The organism is Burkholderia sp. SCN-KJ (assembly GCF_024656005.1).
Lineage (GTDB): Bacteria > Pseudomonadota > Gammaproteobacteria > Burkholderiales > Burkholderiaceae > Burkholderia.
Genome location: NZ_JANKOG010000007.1, coordinates 206,676 through 220,926, shown reverse-complemented (window position 1 = coordinate 220,926; position 14,251 = coordinate 206,676). Strand labels below are relative to the sequence as shown.

Below are 14,251 nucleotides of genomic sequence, written 5' to 3'. Positions count from 1 at the left end.
AGGCTAAAACAACATGACGGGGTATCCGGAGGCCGGGCGCGGCATCGCGCTGTCGGTGATGGCGTCGGCGCTGTTCGCGCTGATGTCCGCCTACGCGAAACTGCTCGCACCGCTCACGGGGCTCGACATCTTCGCGTGGCGCATCCTGTGGACCGCGCCGGGCGCGCTCGCACTGATCGCGCTGCGCGGCCGCTGGCCGGCGCTCGTCGAACTCGTGCGGCGCGGCGTGCGCGACTGGCGCCTGCTGGTCGCGCTGCCCGCGAGCGCGGCGCTGCTCGGCCTGCAGCTGTGGCTGTTCCTGTGGGCGCCGCTGCACGGCCGCATGCTCGAAGTGTCGCTCGGCTATTTCCTGCTGCCGCTGACGATGGTGCTCGTCGGCCGCTTCTACTATCACGAACGGCTCGATCCGCTGCAATGGGCGGCGGTCGCCTGCGCCGCGCTCGGCGTCGCGCACGAGGTATGGGCGACGCGCGCGTTCGCGTGGCCGACGCTCGTCGTCGCGCTCGGCTATCCGCCGTATTTCGTGCTGCGCCGCCGGATCAACGCCGATTCGCTGGCCGCGTTCGCGCTCGAGATCGTGCTGCTGTGTCCGGTCGCGTTCGCGATGGTGTCGGCGAGCGCGACGCCGGTCGCCAGCCATCCGCTGCTGTGGGCCGTGCTGCTGCCGGGGCTCGGCGTGCTCAGCACGCTCGCGCTCGCGAGCTACCTGAAGGCGAGCCGGATGCTGCCGATGGCGCTGTTCGGGATCCTCGGCTACGTCGAACCGGTGCTGCTCGTCGCGGTGTCGCTGCTGCTGCTCGGCGAGACGCTGAGCGTCGCGCAGCTCGCGACGTACGGGCCGATCTGGGCCGCCGTTGCATTGACCGCGTGGCACAGCGCGATGCTGATGCGGCGCCTGCCGATGCGCGGCTGAGCGTCGTCGCCCGGCCGCGCGACGGCGGCAACGAACGTGCCGCGCAGCGCGCATCGCTTGCGTCGCGTCACGCGATGCCGGCGTCGAACTGGCATCGCGCCGATGTGCAGCTGACGTCTGGCTGGCGGCCTCGCCAGCGTTGCATCGCCGATGTCACGCCTGTAATCGAACAGAAGATTCCGTTGCACTTTGTTACTTAGGGTATCCCCCGACCGGCCGCTAGACTGATCTGACCGTCTCCTCTTCGTATGCGGCTTTTCCATGAACGGTCATTTCCGTGCCGGGCCGGCCGGGTTGGCGCGATACGAGCATACGCGTAGCGCCGCCGATCGCGTTCGCCTTCTCCCTTCCGAATCCTCCTTCGGTGCATGCCGCACCGTCGTCGTGCAGGTGCGGCCATGTCGTTGAACATGCCGCCTGCCGTCCCGATGCCGCCGACCCGCAGCGCCCGCCTGATCGAAGTCGATTTCTTCCGCGGCATCGTGCTGCTGATGATCGTCGTCGATCACATCGGCGCGAGCGTGCTGTCGCGCGTGACGCTCCATGCATTCGCGCTGTGCGATGCGGCCGAGGTGTTCGTGTTCCTCGGCGGCTTCGCGACCGCGAGCGCGTACGGCGCGATCGCCGACCGGCACGGCGCGCGCGCGGCGCAGCGGCGGTTCGTGCGCCGCGCGATGCAGATCTATCGCACGTTTCTCGCGACGTCGACGCTGATGCTGGTCGTGTCCGCCGTGCTCGACCATTACGGGATCGACACGCCGAACCTCGCGCTCGACGACGTCAGCGTGATGCTCGCGTCGCCGCTCACGGGGCTCGCCGAACTGCTCACGTTCCAGCGCCAGCCGTATCTCGCGTCGGTGCTGCCGATGTACGTGCTGTTCGCGCTCGCGTCGCCGGTGATCGTGCCGTTCGCGCGCCGCCATCCGTGGCTGCTCGTCGCGTTCGGCGCAACGTCGTGGCTCGCGGCGGGCTGGCTCGGCCCCGAGCTGCTGGACACCGATGCGTTCCGCTGGAACTTCAACCCGTTCGCGTGGCAACTGATGTTCGTCGCCGGCGTGCTCGCCCGCTGCCAGCCTTTCTACCGGTACGTCGCGCTCGGGCGGTGGAGCGCCGCGGCGACCGGCGTCGCGTGCGCGATCGTGCTCGGTTGTGCGAGCTACAAGCTGTTCTCGGGGCTGCCGTTGCCGGAAGGTATTCTCAAGCGCGATCTCGCGCTGCCGCGCATCGTGAGCTTCGCGGCGATTGCCTGGCTGATGGCCGACTGCGTGCGCTACGGCTGGATCGCGCGCATTGCGCGGGCCGTGCAGCCCGTCGTCGCGGTCGGCCGGCGCGGCCTGATCTGCTTCGTCGCGGGCGCGGCGATCTCGCTCGTCATCGATTCGCTGCTGCATCCGGTCGCGAACGGCGCCGAGCTGCGGCATATCGGCGTGGGCCTCGCGGCCGACGCATGCGCGGTCGGGCTGATGATGGCGGTGGCCGGTTCGGGAACGTGGTTCGCACGCCGGCGCGGCGCGGCCGCGTGAACGGTGCGGGAAAACGCGCAGGCGGCACGCAACGTGCCGCGCGGCGTCGGTGCGCTCAGTGAGGTGAGCCGATACGGGAGCGGGGGACGACGGTCGCGTCGTCGGATTCGGCGTCGTCGCGTTCGTCGGACTTCGGATCGTCCTGCTGCGCGAGCACCGCGTCGGCTTCGGCCGCGGCCCGGGCGGCGCGCAATGTGGTGCAGCGCTGCGCGTGCCGGATGTCCGACAGTATCCTCAAGAGCCGAGTCGTCTTGTTTTTCATGATCTTCTCCCGCCAGTGCGCATCACGACGGAGCGGATGCGCCGTTGCAACCAGTGTAGGACGTGCTGGCCGCGCTGGCGGGAGAATGTGGCGTGCACGCCGCACGCCGAGGGATAGTACTTACTGCGCCGAGGCCATCGCCTGCGCCTGCACCGCTTCTTCCTCGCGGCGCTCTTCCGCGCAGCGCTGATGCTGGCGCGACAGGCGGTTCATCATCGGCAGCAGCAGCAGGGCGAGCAGCATGCCGATCGCGGCGAGCCAGCCGAGCTTCTCGAACAGCGACAGGTACAGCGGCAGCGATTCGGTGGCCGGCAGGTCGTGCGACGGCATCTGCGCGAAGTTCGCGACGACGCTGCCCAGATACTGCGACACACCCGTCGCGACGAAATACGCGCCCATCATGAAGCCGCTCATGCGCGCCGGCACGTAGCGGGCGATCATCGCGAGGCCGAGGCCGCTCACCAGCAGTTCGCCGAGCGAGTAGAGGCCGTAGCCCCACACCATGAACCACGACGACACGCGGCCGTCCACCGCGTAGCGGCCGCTGATCGTGAACACCAGGTAGCCGGCGGCTACCGCGCCGAAGCCGAACGCATACTTCGCGGCGACCGGCAGGTCACGGCCGCTCTTCGAGAACGCGTTGTAGACCCACACGAGCACCGGGCTCAGCATCATGATCCAGATCGGGTTCAGCGCCTGGAACTGCGCGGCGCTCCACGTGAACAGCGTCGTACCGAACAGGATGAAGCGCGGATCGACGTTGCGCAGCGCGAACAGCGTGAGCGACGTCGACATCTGCACGTAGAAGATGAAGAACAGGATCACCTGGCCGATCAGCACGAGCGCCGCGATCAGGCCCGCGCGTTCCGAACGCTCCGACTTCGCGATCATGTACGCGAAGATCGCGAGGATCGCGAACGCCGCCGTCCATACGCTCGCGACCGCGAGCTGCTTGTGCTGCAGCACGTACAGCGTGACCAGCGCGAGCGCCACGCCGCCCGCCGCCACGCCGCCGAGACGCTTCCAGCGGATCGGTTCGTCGTCGGGCTGCGAGCCGATGTGCGCGAGCGTGCGGTGCATCAGCATGAAGTTCAGGATCGCGAGCAGCATGCCGGCGCAGCAGACCGCGAACGCGGTGTGCCAGCCCCAGTGATCCTTGATCCACGGCGTCGCGAGCATCGACACGGTCGAGCCGATGTTGACCGCCATGTAGTAGATCGTGAACGCGCTGTCGATGCGCGCATCGTCGCCTTCGTAGATGCGGCGCACGAGGTTCGCCGCGTTGGCCTTGAACAGGCCGTTGCCGACGACGATCACGCCGAGCGATGCGTACATGTACGCCAGCGCGTCGTTCGGGATCGCCAGCATCAGGTAGCCGGCGCACAGCACGGCCGCGCCGATGATCATCGTGCGACGTGCGCCGAGCACCTTGTCGCCGATCCAGCCGCCGATCGACGGCGACGCGTAGACGAGCGCGGTGAACGCGCCCCAGGTCAGGTTCGCATGGCTGTCGGTGAAACCGAGCCGGTCGACCATGAAGAGGACCAGGAGCGCGGCCATGCCGTAGTAGCCGAAGCGCTCCCACATTTCGATGAGGAAGACCGTCGTAAACGAACGGGTCTGTGAAACAGGTGCGTGCATCATCAATCTCGTTTGAAACGGACGGCGCGGATCGCGCGTCGCCTTGGGGGTCGAACTGGCGCCGGAGCACGGTAGCCGGGTAGGCTTTGCGTCGGCGATGGAGCAGTCGGGCGGGTTAGCCCGGGCCGGGGTCGGACTCCGCCCGATAAGGCGGTGCGAGGCCCCGACCGGCGCGCGAGTGGTAACGTTTGCCGGTCCGGTGCGTCAGGTCCGCGCCACTCAGGGAAACTCCCGATATGGCAGCAGCTTTCAGGAAAATTTGTCTCATCATCTATTTGTAAGCTTCGCGCCCGTTCTCCGAAAATTCCCGGAGAGCCGCTTGCAGCTTGCCTGTGAAGCCGGCGAGTCTGGCAAGATAGCGCGTCGTTTCGCCCGCTTCGTGCCCTGTTTAGTGCACCGGGCTCAACACCGAAGACGTGTGCGAACCCGAAGATTAAGCTATCTCGTATTAACTTAGTTACTTTCCATCAAACATTTTTTGACGACCACTTTTCGGCCTGCTATGGTTCCCCCCACTGAAAACTCGCGAGCGGCAGACGCTGCCGCACTCGGCAGCAAGATTCGCGCGTTGCGCCAACGACTCAAGCGCACGCTCGACGACACCGCTACCGCCGCGGGGATTTCGAAGCCGTTTCTGTCTCAAGTCGAACGCGGGCTCGCGTCGCCGTCACTGACGTCGCTGGCCGGTATCGCACAGGCGCTCGGCGTGACGGTGCAGTACTTCGTGGATACGCCGAGCGAGGAACGCTCGGTCTGCAGAGGCGATCAGTTGCGCTTCTTCGGATTCGCCGATTCGGCGAACCTGTTCGCGAGGCTGACCAACGTGACCGAAGGGCGTCAGCTCGAGGCGATCCTCGTGCGGATGCCGCCGGGGCAGAAGCGGTCGGAGGTGACGACCCATGCAGGAGAGGAATTCCTGTATGTGATCGAAGGGGAAGTGTCGCTGACGCTGGAAGGCAAGACGTTCGTCCTGCAGGCCGGCGACAGTTCGCACTATCAGTCGACGGTCCCGCACAGCTGGGTCAACACCGCGAAGGTCGAGTCGGTGGTGGTCTGGGTCGGTACGCCGCGGCTGTTCTAACGCACAGGTATTCCTTCGTTTCCAAGACGGAATGCCTGTCGAAAGAAACGTAAGGAATACTAAGATGCAATACGAGAATCACGGGCCTCCTCAATCGCTGTACCCGTCAGCGTCTCACGCGTAACCGCGGCATCCGCCGCGCATCGCTCGCCGAACAACTTTCTCAAGACTGCCACGATGAAATCCTTGCATGCCATGTCGGCCGTGCTGGCCGCGCTCGCCCTGACGACGCCCGTCGCCCACGCCGTTACCGTTCCGTCGAACGTCACGCTCGCTCCTCAACAGGACCTGACGCGCCAGGTGCCCGCCGAAGTCGAGTCGCTCGACCCGGCGCACATCGAATCGTGGACCGGCAACACGATCGGCCTCGACCTGTTCGAAGGGCTCGCCCGCATCGACGCGGCCGGCCAGGTCGTGCCGGGTGTCGCGCAGTCGTGGGAGCGCAAGACGCCGCAGACCTGGATCTTCAAGCTGCGCCACGATGCGAAGTGGAGCAACGGCCAGCCCGTGACGGCCGCCGATTTCGTCTATTCGTGGCAGCGCCTCGTCGATCCGAAGACGGGCTCGAAGTACACGATCCTCGTCGAGTTCGTGAAGAACTCGAAGGACATCATCGCCGGCAAGGCCGCGCCGACGACGCTCGGCGTGCGCGCGGTCGATCCGTACACGCTGGAAGTGACGACCGACGTGCCGGTCGCGTTCTTCCCCGAACTGACCGCGATGGTGCCGCTCGCGCCGGTGAACAAGGACACCGTCGCGAAGTTCGGCGACGCATGGACGCGTCCCGGCAACATCGTCAGCAACGGCGCGTACCAGCTCGTCGACTGGCAGCCGAACAACCGCATCGTGATCTCGAAGGACGCGAAATACTGGAACGCGCCGAAGGTCGTGATCAACAAGGTCACGTACCTGCCGATCGAAAGCGACGAAACGGCGATGCGCATGTACCAGGCCGGCCAGATCGACTACAGCTACTCGATCCCGTCGGGCATCTTCCAGCAGGTCAGCAAGCAGTTCGGCGGCGAACTGCGCCCGGGCCTGCAGCTCGCGACCTACTACTACTACCTGAACAACAGCGACGCGGCGCTGAAGGACAAGCGCGTGCGCCAGGCGCTGTCGATGGTGATCGATCGCGACGTGCTGACGTCGAAGCTCACGCAGGCCGGCGAGAAGCCGATGTACGGCCTGATGCCGAACGGCACGAAGGGCGTGCACCCGTTCACGCCGGAATGGGCGTCGTGGCCGATGGCCAAGCGCGTCGCGACCGCGAAGGACCTGCTGAAGCAGGCCGGCTTCTCCGATGCGAAGCCGCTGTCGTTCACGCTCACGTACAACACCAACGACCTGCACAAGAAGGTCGCGCTGTTCACCGCATCGGAATGGCGCACGAAGCTCGGCATCGACACGAAGCTCGAGAACGTCGAGTTCAAGGTGCTGATGAAGGAGCGGCATGACGGCAAGGTACAGATCGCGCGCGACGGCTGGTTCGCCGACTACAACGACGCGATGACCTTCTTCGACCTGATCCGCTGCGGCAGCTCGCAGAACACGGTCGGCTACTGCAACAAGCAGGCCGACACGCTCGTCGACGAAGGCAACCAGAAGCTCGACGACAAGGCGCGCGCCACGCTGCTCACGCAGGCGCACGACGCGGCGATGAACGACACGCCGATGGTGCCGCTGTTCCAGTATTCCGCGGACCGGCTCGTGAAGCCCTACGTGGGCGGCTACTCGCTGAAGAACGTGATCGACATGCGTGCTTCGCAGGACATGTACCTGATCAAGCACTGAGCGGAGCGATCATGCTGGCCTACGCATTGAGACGCACGTTGTGGGCGGTGCCGACGATTCTCGCCGTCATCACCGTCTGCTACCTGCTGCTGCACTTCACGCCCGGCGGTCCGTTCGATACGGAGAAGCAGCTGTCCGCGGCGACGCTCGCGAACCTGAACGCGAAGTACCACCTCGACGAGCCGCTGTGGAAGCAGTACCTGCTGTATCTCGGTTCGCTGCTGCACGGCGATCTCGGCCCGTCGTTCCGCTACGTCGACTGGTCGGTGAACGATCTCGTGAAGAAGGCGCTGCCCGTGAGTCTCGGCGTGGGCGGCATCTCGATCCCGCTCTCGATCGGGTTCGGCGTGCTGCTCGGCACCGTCGCGGCCGTGCGCCGCGACAGCCTGATCGACCGCTTCGTGATGCTGATCGGCAACTTCGGCAACGTCGTGCCGCCGTTCGTGCTCGGCCCGGTGCTGGTGTGGATCTTCGCGATCCTGCTGAAGACCTCCGCCGGCAACGGCTGGCTGCCGGCCGGCGGCTGGGGCGACGGCGGCTGGCAGTACCGGCTGCTGCCGATCGTGCTGCTGACCTTCATCAACGTATCGCTGCTCGCGCGCGTGATGCGCGGCTCGATGATCGAGACGCTGTCGAGCAACTTCATCCGCACCGCGCGCGCGAAGGGCCTGCCGGGCTCGACGATCGTGCTGCGCCACGCGCTCAAGCCCGCGCTGATGCCGGTCGTGTCGCTGTTCGGCACGGTCTGCATCACGTCGATCACGGCGGCCGTCGTCACCGAATCGGTGTTCGCGCTGCCCGGGCTCGGGCAGCTCGTCGTGAACGGCGCGATCAACCGCGACTACACGCTGGTGCTCGGCCTCGTCGTGCTGACGACCGTCTGTGCCGTGCTGTTCAACCTGCTGGTCGACCTCGCGTACGCATGGCTCGATCCGCGCATCCGTTATTGAGCGAGGCACTGCGATGACTCCGACTACTCCCGTCGTCAGTCTGCCTGTGCAGACCGACTCGCCGCCGCGTTCGCGCTCGCCGCTCGCGCTCGCGTTCGCGCGCTTCCTTCACAACCGGGCGGCCGTGTTCAGCCTCGTGCTGCTCGCGCTGATCACGCTCGCATGTTTCGTCGGTCCGTGGCTGCTCGCGGCCGATCCCGCCGCGAGCGACTGGGGCTCGATCAGCCTCGCGCCGACGCTCGCGAACCAGCACTGGTTCGGCACCGACGAGCTCGGCCGCGACCTGCTCGTGCGCACGCTGATCGGCGGCCGCGTGTCGATCGAGGTCGGCCTGCTCGGCACGCTGGTGTCCGGCCTGTTCGGCGTGGCGTGGGGCGCGACCGCCGGCTTCGCGGGCGGCCGGGTCGACTCCGCGATGATGCGCGTCGTCGACATGATGTACGCGATCCCGTACCTGCTGATCGCGATCCTGATGATGACCCTGTTCGGCCGCTCGTTCATGCTGGTCGTGCTGACCATCAGCGCGTTCTCGTGGATCGACATGGCGCGCGTCGTGCGCGGCCAGACGCTGTCGCTGCGCAATCGCGAGTTCGTCGACGCGGCGCGCGCGATCGGCGTGTCGCCGGCGTCGATCGTGCTGCGCCACGTCGTGCCGAACCTGCTCGGCGTGGTCGTCGTGTACGCGACCGTGTCGGTGCCGAACATCGTGCTGACCGAATCGGTGCTGTCGTTCCTCGGCCTCGGCGTGCAGGAACCGATGACGAGCTGGGGCGTGCTGATCCAGGACGGCGCGCAGAAACTGGAATCGATGCCGTGGCTGCTGCTGGCACCGGCCGTCATGCTGTGCGTGACGCTCTACTGCGTGAACTTCGTTGGCGACGGCCTGCGTGACGCGCTCGACCCGAAGGATCGCTGAAGATGGCTGCTCTGCTGGAAGTAGAAAACCTCGGCGTGCGCTTCTCGCGCAAGGACGCACCGCCGATCGACGCCGTGAGCGGCGTGTCGTTCTCGCTCGAAGCCGGCAAGACGCTCGGCATCGTCGGCGAATCGGGCTCGGGCAAGAGCCAGACCGTGATGGCGCTGCTCGGCCTGCTGGCCGGCAACGGCGCGACGACGGGCGCCGCGCGCTATCGCGGCGACAACCTGCTCGAGATGGATACGCGTGCGCTGAACGCGGTGCGCGGCGACCGGATCGCGATGATCTTCCAGGATCCGATGACGTCGCTCAATCCGTTCCTGACGATCGAGCGGCAGATGACCGAGACGCTGCAGCTGCATCGCAAGCTGTCGCGCAAGGAAGCGACCAAGCGCGCGATCGAGGCGCTCGAGTCGGTGCGCATTCCCGACGCCGCGCGCCGCATCCGCATGTATCCGCACGAGTTTTCCGGCGGCATGCGCCAGCGCGTGATGATCGCGATGGCGCTCCTGTCCGAGCCGGAAATCCTGATCGCCGACGAGCCGACCACCGCGCTCGACGTGACCGTGCAGGCACAGATCATCGACCTGCTGCGCGAGCTGAACCGCGAGCGCGGCACCGCGATCGTGCTGATCACGCACGACATGGGCGTGGTCGCGGGCCTCGCGGACGACGTGATGGTCATGTATGCGGGCCGCACCGTCGAATATGCGCCGGCCGACTCGATCTTCGCGGCGCCGTCGCATCCGTACACGATCGGCCTGCTCAACGCGCTGCCGCGCCTGACCGACGCCGACGACGCGCCGCTCGTCGCGATTCCCGGCAATCCGCCGATGCCCGGCACCGCGCCGGCCGGCTGCGCGTTCGCGAAACGCTGCACGTATGCGGAGGCGCGCTGCGGTACCGCGCGCCCTGCGCTCGAAACCTATGGCGCGGCGGGCGCGGTGCGCGCGTGCCACCGGCCGCTGGCCGATCTGACGGGAGGTCTGCGATGAGCGTCGATGAACGCCGCAATGCCGGCGCGACGGGCACGACGAGCGATACGCTGCTGTCCGTCGACGATCTGAAGGTGCATTTCCGCGTGCCGCTCGGCGGCTATCCGTGGTCGCCGAAGGGCACGCTGCGCGCGGTCGACGGCGTGTCGTTCGACGTGAAGCGCGGCGAGACGGTCGGGCTCGTCGGCGAGTCGGGCTGCGGGAAGTCGACGCTCGCGCGCGCGCTGATCGGCCTCGTGCCGATGACGGCCGGCACGGTGCGCTGGCGCGGCGAAGCCGTCGCGCCCGATCACCTGCGCGGCACCGCGATGCGCCGCGAAGTGCAGATGATCTTCCAGGATCCGCTCGCGTCGCTCGATCCGCGCATGACGATCGAACAGATCGTCGCGGAGCCGCTCGTCACGCACCACGCGGGCCTCGGACGCACCGAAGTGCGGCGCCGCGTGGTCACGATGCTCGAACGTGTCGGCCTGAACGCGCATCACCTGCTGCGCTACCCGCACGAATTTTCCGGCGGACAGTGTCAGCGTGTCGGCATCGCGCGCGCGCTGATCGGCGAGCCGAAGCTCGTGATCTGCGATGAGCCCGTATCGGCACTCGACGTGTCGATCCAGGCGCAGATCGTGAACCTGCTGCGTGATCTGCAACGCGAACTGTCGTTGTCCTATCTTTTCGTCGCGCACGACCTGGCGGTGGTGAAGGCCATCAGCCAGCGCGTGCTCGTGATGTATCTCGGCCGCGTGATGGAGTTCGGCACGCGGCATGACGTGTACGGCGTGCCGCAGCACCCGTACACGAAGGCGCTGCTCGATGCGGCGCCGACGCCGGAGCCGGCGCGCGAGCGTGCTCGCCGTCCGATGCTGCTGGCGGGCGAGATGCCGTCGCCGCTCAACCCGCCGTCCGGCTGCGCGTTCCGCACGCGCTGCCCGGTCGCGATCGACGCGTGCGCGCAGGACGTGCCGCTGCCGGAAGTGCGGCAGGGCTCGCCGGCGCGTGTCGCGTGCATCCGGGCGGGCGTGGCGGCGTGAAGTGACGCAGCAAACATAACCAGGCAGGTCAACAGGGGTAGGGTGCGGCGCGAATGATCTTCGCGCCGCGGGTAAAGGCGCGTCCTTAACCGGGCTCGCCGGGGGCTGGAAGCGGATCGCAACCGGCGTGGACGACATCAACACAAGACGAGAATGACGATGAACAAGCAAAAGACGATCGGGACGGCATCGAAGATGCTGCTTGCATGGGGCTTGCCGGCGCTGGCCGGCGTATCGCTGAGCGGCGTGGCGTACGCCGACGACGCGGCCCCCGCACCGCTGACGGTCGCGCAGGCCGCGCCGTCCGCCGGCGCAGGCACGTCGGTTGCGCAGGCAACGACCCCGAACGCCATTATCAACGCCGAGGCGACCCAGGCCGTCACGCCGCCCGACGAGCCTTCGGCACAGTCGAAGTCGAACGGCTTCATTGCCGACAGCCACCTGAATTTCCTGTTCCGCAACTATGCGGACACGCTCGACAACAAGGGCGGGCCGCACCGTCACGCGTGGGTCCAGGGCGCGATGGCGAACTTCGAGTCGGGCTACACGACCGGCCTGATCGGCATCGGCTTCGACGCGTCGCTGTATGCGGCGCTGAAGCTCGACGGCGGCGCCGGCGCGGGCAGCATGGTGCACATCGCGAAGGGCGGCGGCGGTTCGAACCAGCTCGCGTGGGCCTATCCGGGCATCTACGACGTGAAGGCGCGCATCTCGAACACGGTGGTCAAGTACGGTCTGCAGGCCGTCGACAACCCGTTCATGGAACAGCACGACAACCGCGCGCTGCCGCCGACGTTCCTCGGCGCGACGATCGTCAGCAACGAATTCAAGAACGTGATGCTCGAGGCCGGCAGCTTCACGAAAACCGATGCACGCGGCCACACGACGCTCACCAACCTCACGACGCAATACGGCGGCACGCGCGTCAATCGCCTGACCTACGTCGGCGGCACGTGGGACTATTCACCGAACGGCGAAGTCGCGCTGTACGCCAACCAGGCCGACGACGTGTGGCACCAGTACTACGCGTCGGTGAAGCACAGCATCGGCGATACGAAGTCGATCAAGTGGACCGGCTTTGGTAACGTTTACTCGACGCACGACACCGGCGACGCGCTGCAGGGCAAGATCAACAACAACGCGTACAGCCTGTCGGTGGCCGCGCAGCACGGCCCGCACGAACTGCTGCTCGGTTATCAGCAGGTGCTCGGCGACCAGTTCTTCGACTACCTGAACGAAACGAACGGCATCTTCCTGACCAACTCGATGGACGTCGACTACAACGCGCCGCACGAAAAGTCGCTGCAGCTGCGTTACACGTTCTACGGCAAGGAAGCGGGCCTGCCGGGCTTCAAGGCGATGGTCTGGGGCGTGACGGGCTGGGGCGCGGACGGCAGCGCAGGGGCGGCGAACGATCCGAGCAAGTCGAGCATCTACTGGAGCAACGGCGCGCCGGTGCAGGGCCGTCACCACGAGTTCGGCTTCATCCCGTCGTACACGTTCCAGAGCGGCAAGCTGAAGGACACGAAGGTCACGTTCATCGCGATGTGGCACACCGGTTCCACGCATACCGCGGACGCGACCAACAAGGAGTACCGCCTGGTCGTGAACGTGCCGCTGCACGCGTTCTGATCGAACGGGGACGCAACGTCCCCTTCAGTCGTTTTCGTCTCGCGCGGCCGGCCTGCGACCCGTTCGATCAGGCCGGCTTGTGCAACCCCGCCACCGGATCGTTCGCGGCGGGCATGTCCTCCACCAGCGACGTGAGCTGGCGGCCCGTGTCGCGCCAGGCGTCGAGGCCTCCGCGCAGCGGCAGCGCATCGGTGAAGCCTGCGTCGAGCAGGCGCTTGGCCATCAGCGCGGCCGTCACTTCGTTCGGGCACGAGCAATACACGACGAACTTCTGCGAGAACGGATAGCGCGCGACGATGTCCTCGATGTGCCGTTCGTCCGCGAACTGTGCGCCGGGAATCGTGAACGGGTCGAGCTTGCGGTGTTCGGGCGAACGCACGTCGAGCACCACCGGCGCGGCCGCATCGCGCAGCAGTTCTTCGAGCTCGTCGACGCCGATCCGCGCGCTCGCGAGCTGGCGGATCAGCGCGCGGCGGCGCATCCAGCGCACGGCCGCGTAGACGGCCAGCAGTGCGACGATCACCAGCAGTACGGCGCGGCCGAGCCGGCTCGCGCCGGCGAACAGCCAGTCGATCTGCCGATAGAACACGAGCCCCGCGAGGAGGCCGACGATCGTCCACAGCGCGGCGCCGAGCGCATCGTAGCCGGCGAACGTGCGATAGCGCGTGCCGAGCGCGCCGGCCATCGGCACCGACACGAGCGACAGCCCGGGAATGAAGCGGGCGACCGCGAGCACGCGCACGCCGTAGCGGCCGAAGAATCGTTCGGTCTTCTTCACGCAGGTATCGCGCGACAGCGACAGCCGGCAGATCGTCTTCAGCGTCGCGCCGCCGTAGCGCCGCCCGGCGACGTACCACACGGTGTCGCCGATCAGCGCGCCGAGCACCGACAGCGCCAGCACCGTCAGGAGCTGCGAGCCGATCATCGCCGGATTCATCGCGGCCATCGCGCCGAACAGCACGAGCGTCGGCATCGCCGGTACGGGCAGGCCGACGGCCGCCGCGAGCACGTTGGCGAAGACGAGAAGCGGCCCGTATTGGGCGACGAGGTCACGGAGCATGACGGCTGGCCGAAAAGGAAGCGCGTGAGGAAAGTACGAAGATGGGCCGATTATCGGCCATTTTCAGGCGGACGGCGGGGAATGACGCAAAGCGCCTGACGGCGGCAGGGTGATGCGGGCGGAACGGTGAGCCGGTGCGTTGTGCGCGGCTCACCGGTCGACATCAGGAAGGGGTGCGCACGAGCGAGGCGGCGCCGTGGTTTTCGCCAGGCAGCTCGGCGCCATGCGAGCGGATCGCCGCGATCAGTTCGGCCGGCGTGATCTCGTAGCGAACCTCGCGGTGAATGCCGGGCTTGCGTTCGTCGATGTCGATCAGCAGCACGCTCTTGCCGTCGTCGGTCGATTGGAGCCGGAGCGAGCGCAGTTCGCGGCCGTCGGCCGGGTCATGTTCGGTGAGCAGGGTCATTGCCCCGGATGAGCCGGTAGTGCGCATCGAACCTATCCTCGTATCGTGTGTGC

General features: G+C 67.0%; 13 protein-coding genes. 9 read left to right on the top strand and 4 right to left on the bottom strand.

The window, feature by feature from the left end; translation table 11 throughout:
- The first annotated feature begins 13 nt into the window (after nt 1-13).
- The gene (rarD, locus tag NQV17_RS14235) at nt 14-913 is read left to right on the top strand and encodes an EamA family transporter RarD (protein ID WP_257772763.1); all 900 of its coding nucleotides are present in this window, start codon (nt 14-16) and stop codon (nt 911-913) included.
- Nucleotides 914-1,311: 398 nt separating this feature from the next.
- A complete protein-coding gene (locus NQV17_RS14230) occupies nt 1,312-2,436 on the top strand; it encodes an OpgC domain-containing protein (RefSeq protein WP_257772762.1) in 1,125 nt (374 codons plus the stop codon).
- 55 nt (nt 2,437-2,491) lie between these two features.
- On the opposite strand, the gene NQV17_RS14225 is transcribed toward NQV17_RS14230, so the two are convergent.
- Nucleotides 2,492-2,698, bottom strand: a complete 207-nt coding sequence (locus NQV17_RS14225) for a hypothetical protein (protein WP_044844987.1) — start codon at nt 2,696-2,698, stop codon at nt 2,492-2,494.
- A gap of 120 nt (nt 2,699-2,818) precedes the next feature.
- Nucleotides 2,819-4,342: a peptide MFS transporter gene (locus NQV17_RS14220; RefSeq protein ID WP_044844988.1), complete on the bottom strand. Its 1,524-nt coding sequence runs from the start codon at nt 4,340-4,342 to the stop codon at nt 2,819-2,821.
- Nucleotides 4,343-4,841: 499 nt separating this feature from the next.
- On the opposite strand from NQV17_RS14220, the gene NQV17_RS14215 reads away from it, so the two are divergent.
- The 7 genes from NQV17_RS14215 (at nt 4,842) to NQV17_RS14185 (ending at nt 12,732) form a co-directional block, all read left to right on the top strand.
- Nucleotides 4,842-5,420: a cupin domain-containing protein gene (locus tag NQV17_RS14215; RefSeq protein ID WP_044844989.1), complete on the top strand. Its 579-nt coding sequence runs from the start codon at nt 4,842-4,844 to the stop codon at nt 5,418-5,420.
- Nucleotides 5,421-5,597: 177 nt separating this feature from the next.
- The gene (locus NQV17_RS14210) at nt 5,598-7,211 is read left to right on the top strand and encodes a peptide ABC transporter substrate-binding protein (protein ID WP_124486047.1); all 1,614 of its coding nucleotides are present in this window, start codon (nt 5,598-5,600) and stop codon (nt 7,209-7,211) included.
- Nucleotides 7,212-7,222: 11 nt separating this feature from the next.
- A complete protein-coding gene (locus tag NQV17_RS14205; protein WP_257772761.1) occupies nt 7,223-8,161 on the top strand; it encodes an ABC transporter permease subunit in 939 nt (312 codons plus the stop codon).
- A gap of 13 nt (nt 8,162-8,174) precedes the next feature.
- Nucleotides 8,175-9,077, top strand: a complete 903-nt coding sequence (locus tag NQV17_RS14200) for an ABC transporter permease (protein WP_044844992.1) — start codon at nt 8,175-8,177, stop codon at nt 9,075-9,077.
- Nucleotides 9,078-9,079: 2 nt separating this feature from the next.
- The gene (locus tag NQV17_RS14195; protein ID WP_044844993.1) at nt 9,080-10,072 is read left to right on the top strand and encodes an ABC transporter ATP-binding protein; all 993 of its coding nucleotides are present in this window, start codon (nt 9,080-9,082) and stop codon (nt 10,070-10,072) included.
- Nucleotides 10,069-11,100, top strand: a complete 1,032-nt coding sequence (locus tag NQV17_RS14190; protein ID WP_257772760.1) for an ABC transporter ATP-binding protein — start codon at nt 10,069-10,071, stop codon at nt 11,098-11,100. The genes NQV17_RS14195 and NQV17_RS14190 overlap by 4 nt, the downstream gene beginning before the upstream one ends.
- 159 nt (nt 11,101-11,259) lie before the next feature.
- On the top strand, nt 11,260-12,732 hold the full coding sequence (locus NQV17_RS14185; RefSeq protein ID WP_257772759.1) for an OprD family porin: 1,473 nt from the start codon (nt 11,260-11,262) through the stop codon (nt 12,730-12,732).
- 67 nt (nt 12,733-12,799) lie between these two features.
- Here the strand turns inward: NQV17_RS14185 and NQV17_RS14180 are convergent, their stop codons facing one another.
- The gene (locus NQV17_RS14180; RefSeq protein ID WP_257772758.1) at nt 12,800-13,792 is read right to left on the bottom strand and encodes a DedA family protein/thiosulfate sulfurtransferase GlpE; all 993 of its coding nucleotides are present in this window, start codon (nt 13,790-13,792) and stop codon (nt 12,800-12,802) included.
- 163 nt (nt 13,793-13,955) lie between these two features.
- Nucleotides 13,956-14,225, bottom strand: coding sequence for a hypothetical protein (locus NQV17_RS14175; RefSeq protein ID WP_257772757.1), 270 nt, complete (start codon nt 14,223-14,225; stop codon nt 13,956-13,958).
- Nucleotides 14,226-14,251 lie beyond the last annotated feature (26 nt).

Excerpts from the sequence above, each read along its gene's own strand:
- NQV17_RS14195 (WP_044844993.1), top strand. The coding sequence starts at position 9,080 with ATGGCTGCTCTGCTGGAAGTAGAAAACCTCGGCGTGCGCTTCTCGCGC.
- NQV17_RS14200 (WP_044844992.1), top strand. The coding sequence starts at position 8,175 with ATGACTCCGACTACTCCCGTCGTCAGTCTGCCTGTGCAGACCGACTCG.
- NQV17_RS14215 (WP_044844989.1), top strand. The coding sequence starts at position 4,842 with ATGGTTCCCCCCACTGAAAACTCGCGAGCGGCAGACGCTGCCGCACTC.
- NQV17_RS14175 (WP_257772757.1), bottom strand. The coding sequence starts at position 14,225 with ATGCGCACTACCGGCTCATCCGGGGCAATGACCCTGCTCACCGAACAT.
- NQV17_RS14230 (WP_257772762.1), top strand. The coding sequence starts at position 1,312 with ATGTCGTTGAACATGCCGCCTGCCGTCCCGATGCCGCCGACCCGCAGC.
- NQV17_RS14205 (WP_257772761.1), top strand. The coding sequence starts at position 7,223 with ATGCTGGCCTACGCATTGAGACGCACGTTGTGGGCGGTGCCGACGATT.
- NQV17_RS14220 (WP_044844988.1), bottom strand. The coding sequence starts at position 4,342 with ATGATGCACGCACCTGTTTCACAGACCCGTTCGTTTACGACGGTCTTC.
- NQV17_RS14185 (WP_257772759.1), top strand. The coding sequence starts at position 11,260 with ATGAACAAGCAAAAGACGATCGGGACGGCATCGAAGATGCTGCTTGCA.
- rarD (WP_257772763.1), top strand. The coding sequence starts at position 14 with ATGACGGGGTATCCGGAGGCCGGGCGCGGCATCGCGCTGTCGGTGATG.
- NQV17_RS14210 (WP_124486047.1), top strand. The coding sequence starts at position 5,598 with ATGAAATCCTTGCATGCCATGTCGGCCGTGCTGGCCGCGCTCGCCCTG.
- NQV17_RS14190 (WP_257772760.1), top strand. The coding sequence starts at position 10,069 with ATGAGCGTCGATGAACGCCGCAATGCCGGCGCGACGGGCACGACGAGC.
- NQV17_RS14225 (WP_044844987.1), bottom strand. The coding sequence starts at position 2,698 with ATGAAAAACAAGACGACTCGGCTCTTGAGGATACTGTCGGACATCCGG.
- NQV17_RS14180 (WP_257772758.1), bottom strand. The coding sequence starts at position 13,792 with ATGCTCCGTGACCTCGTCGCCCAATACGGGCCGCTTCTCGTCTTCGCC.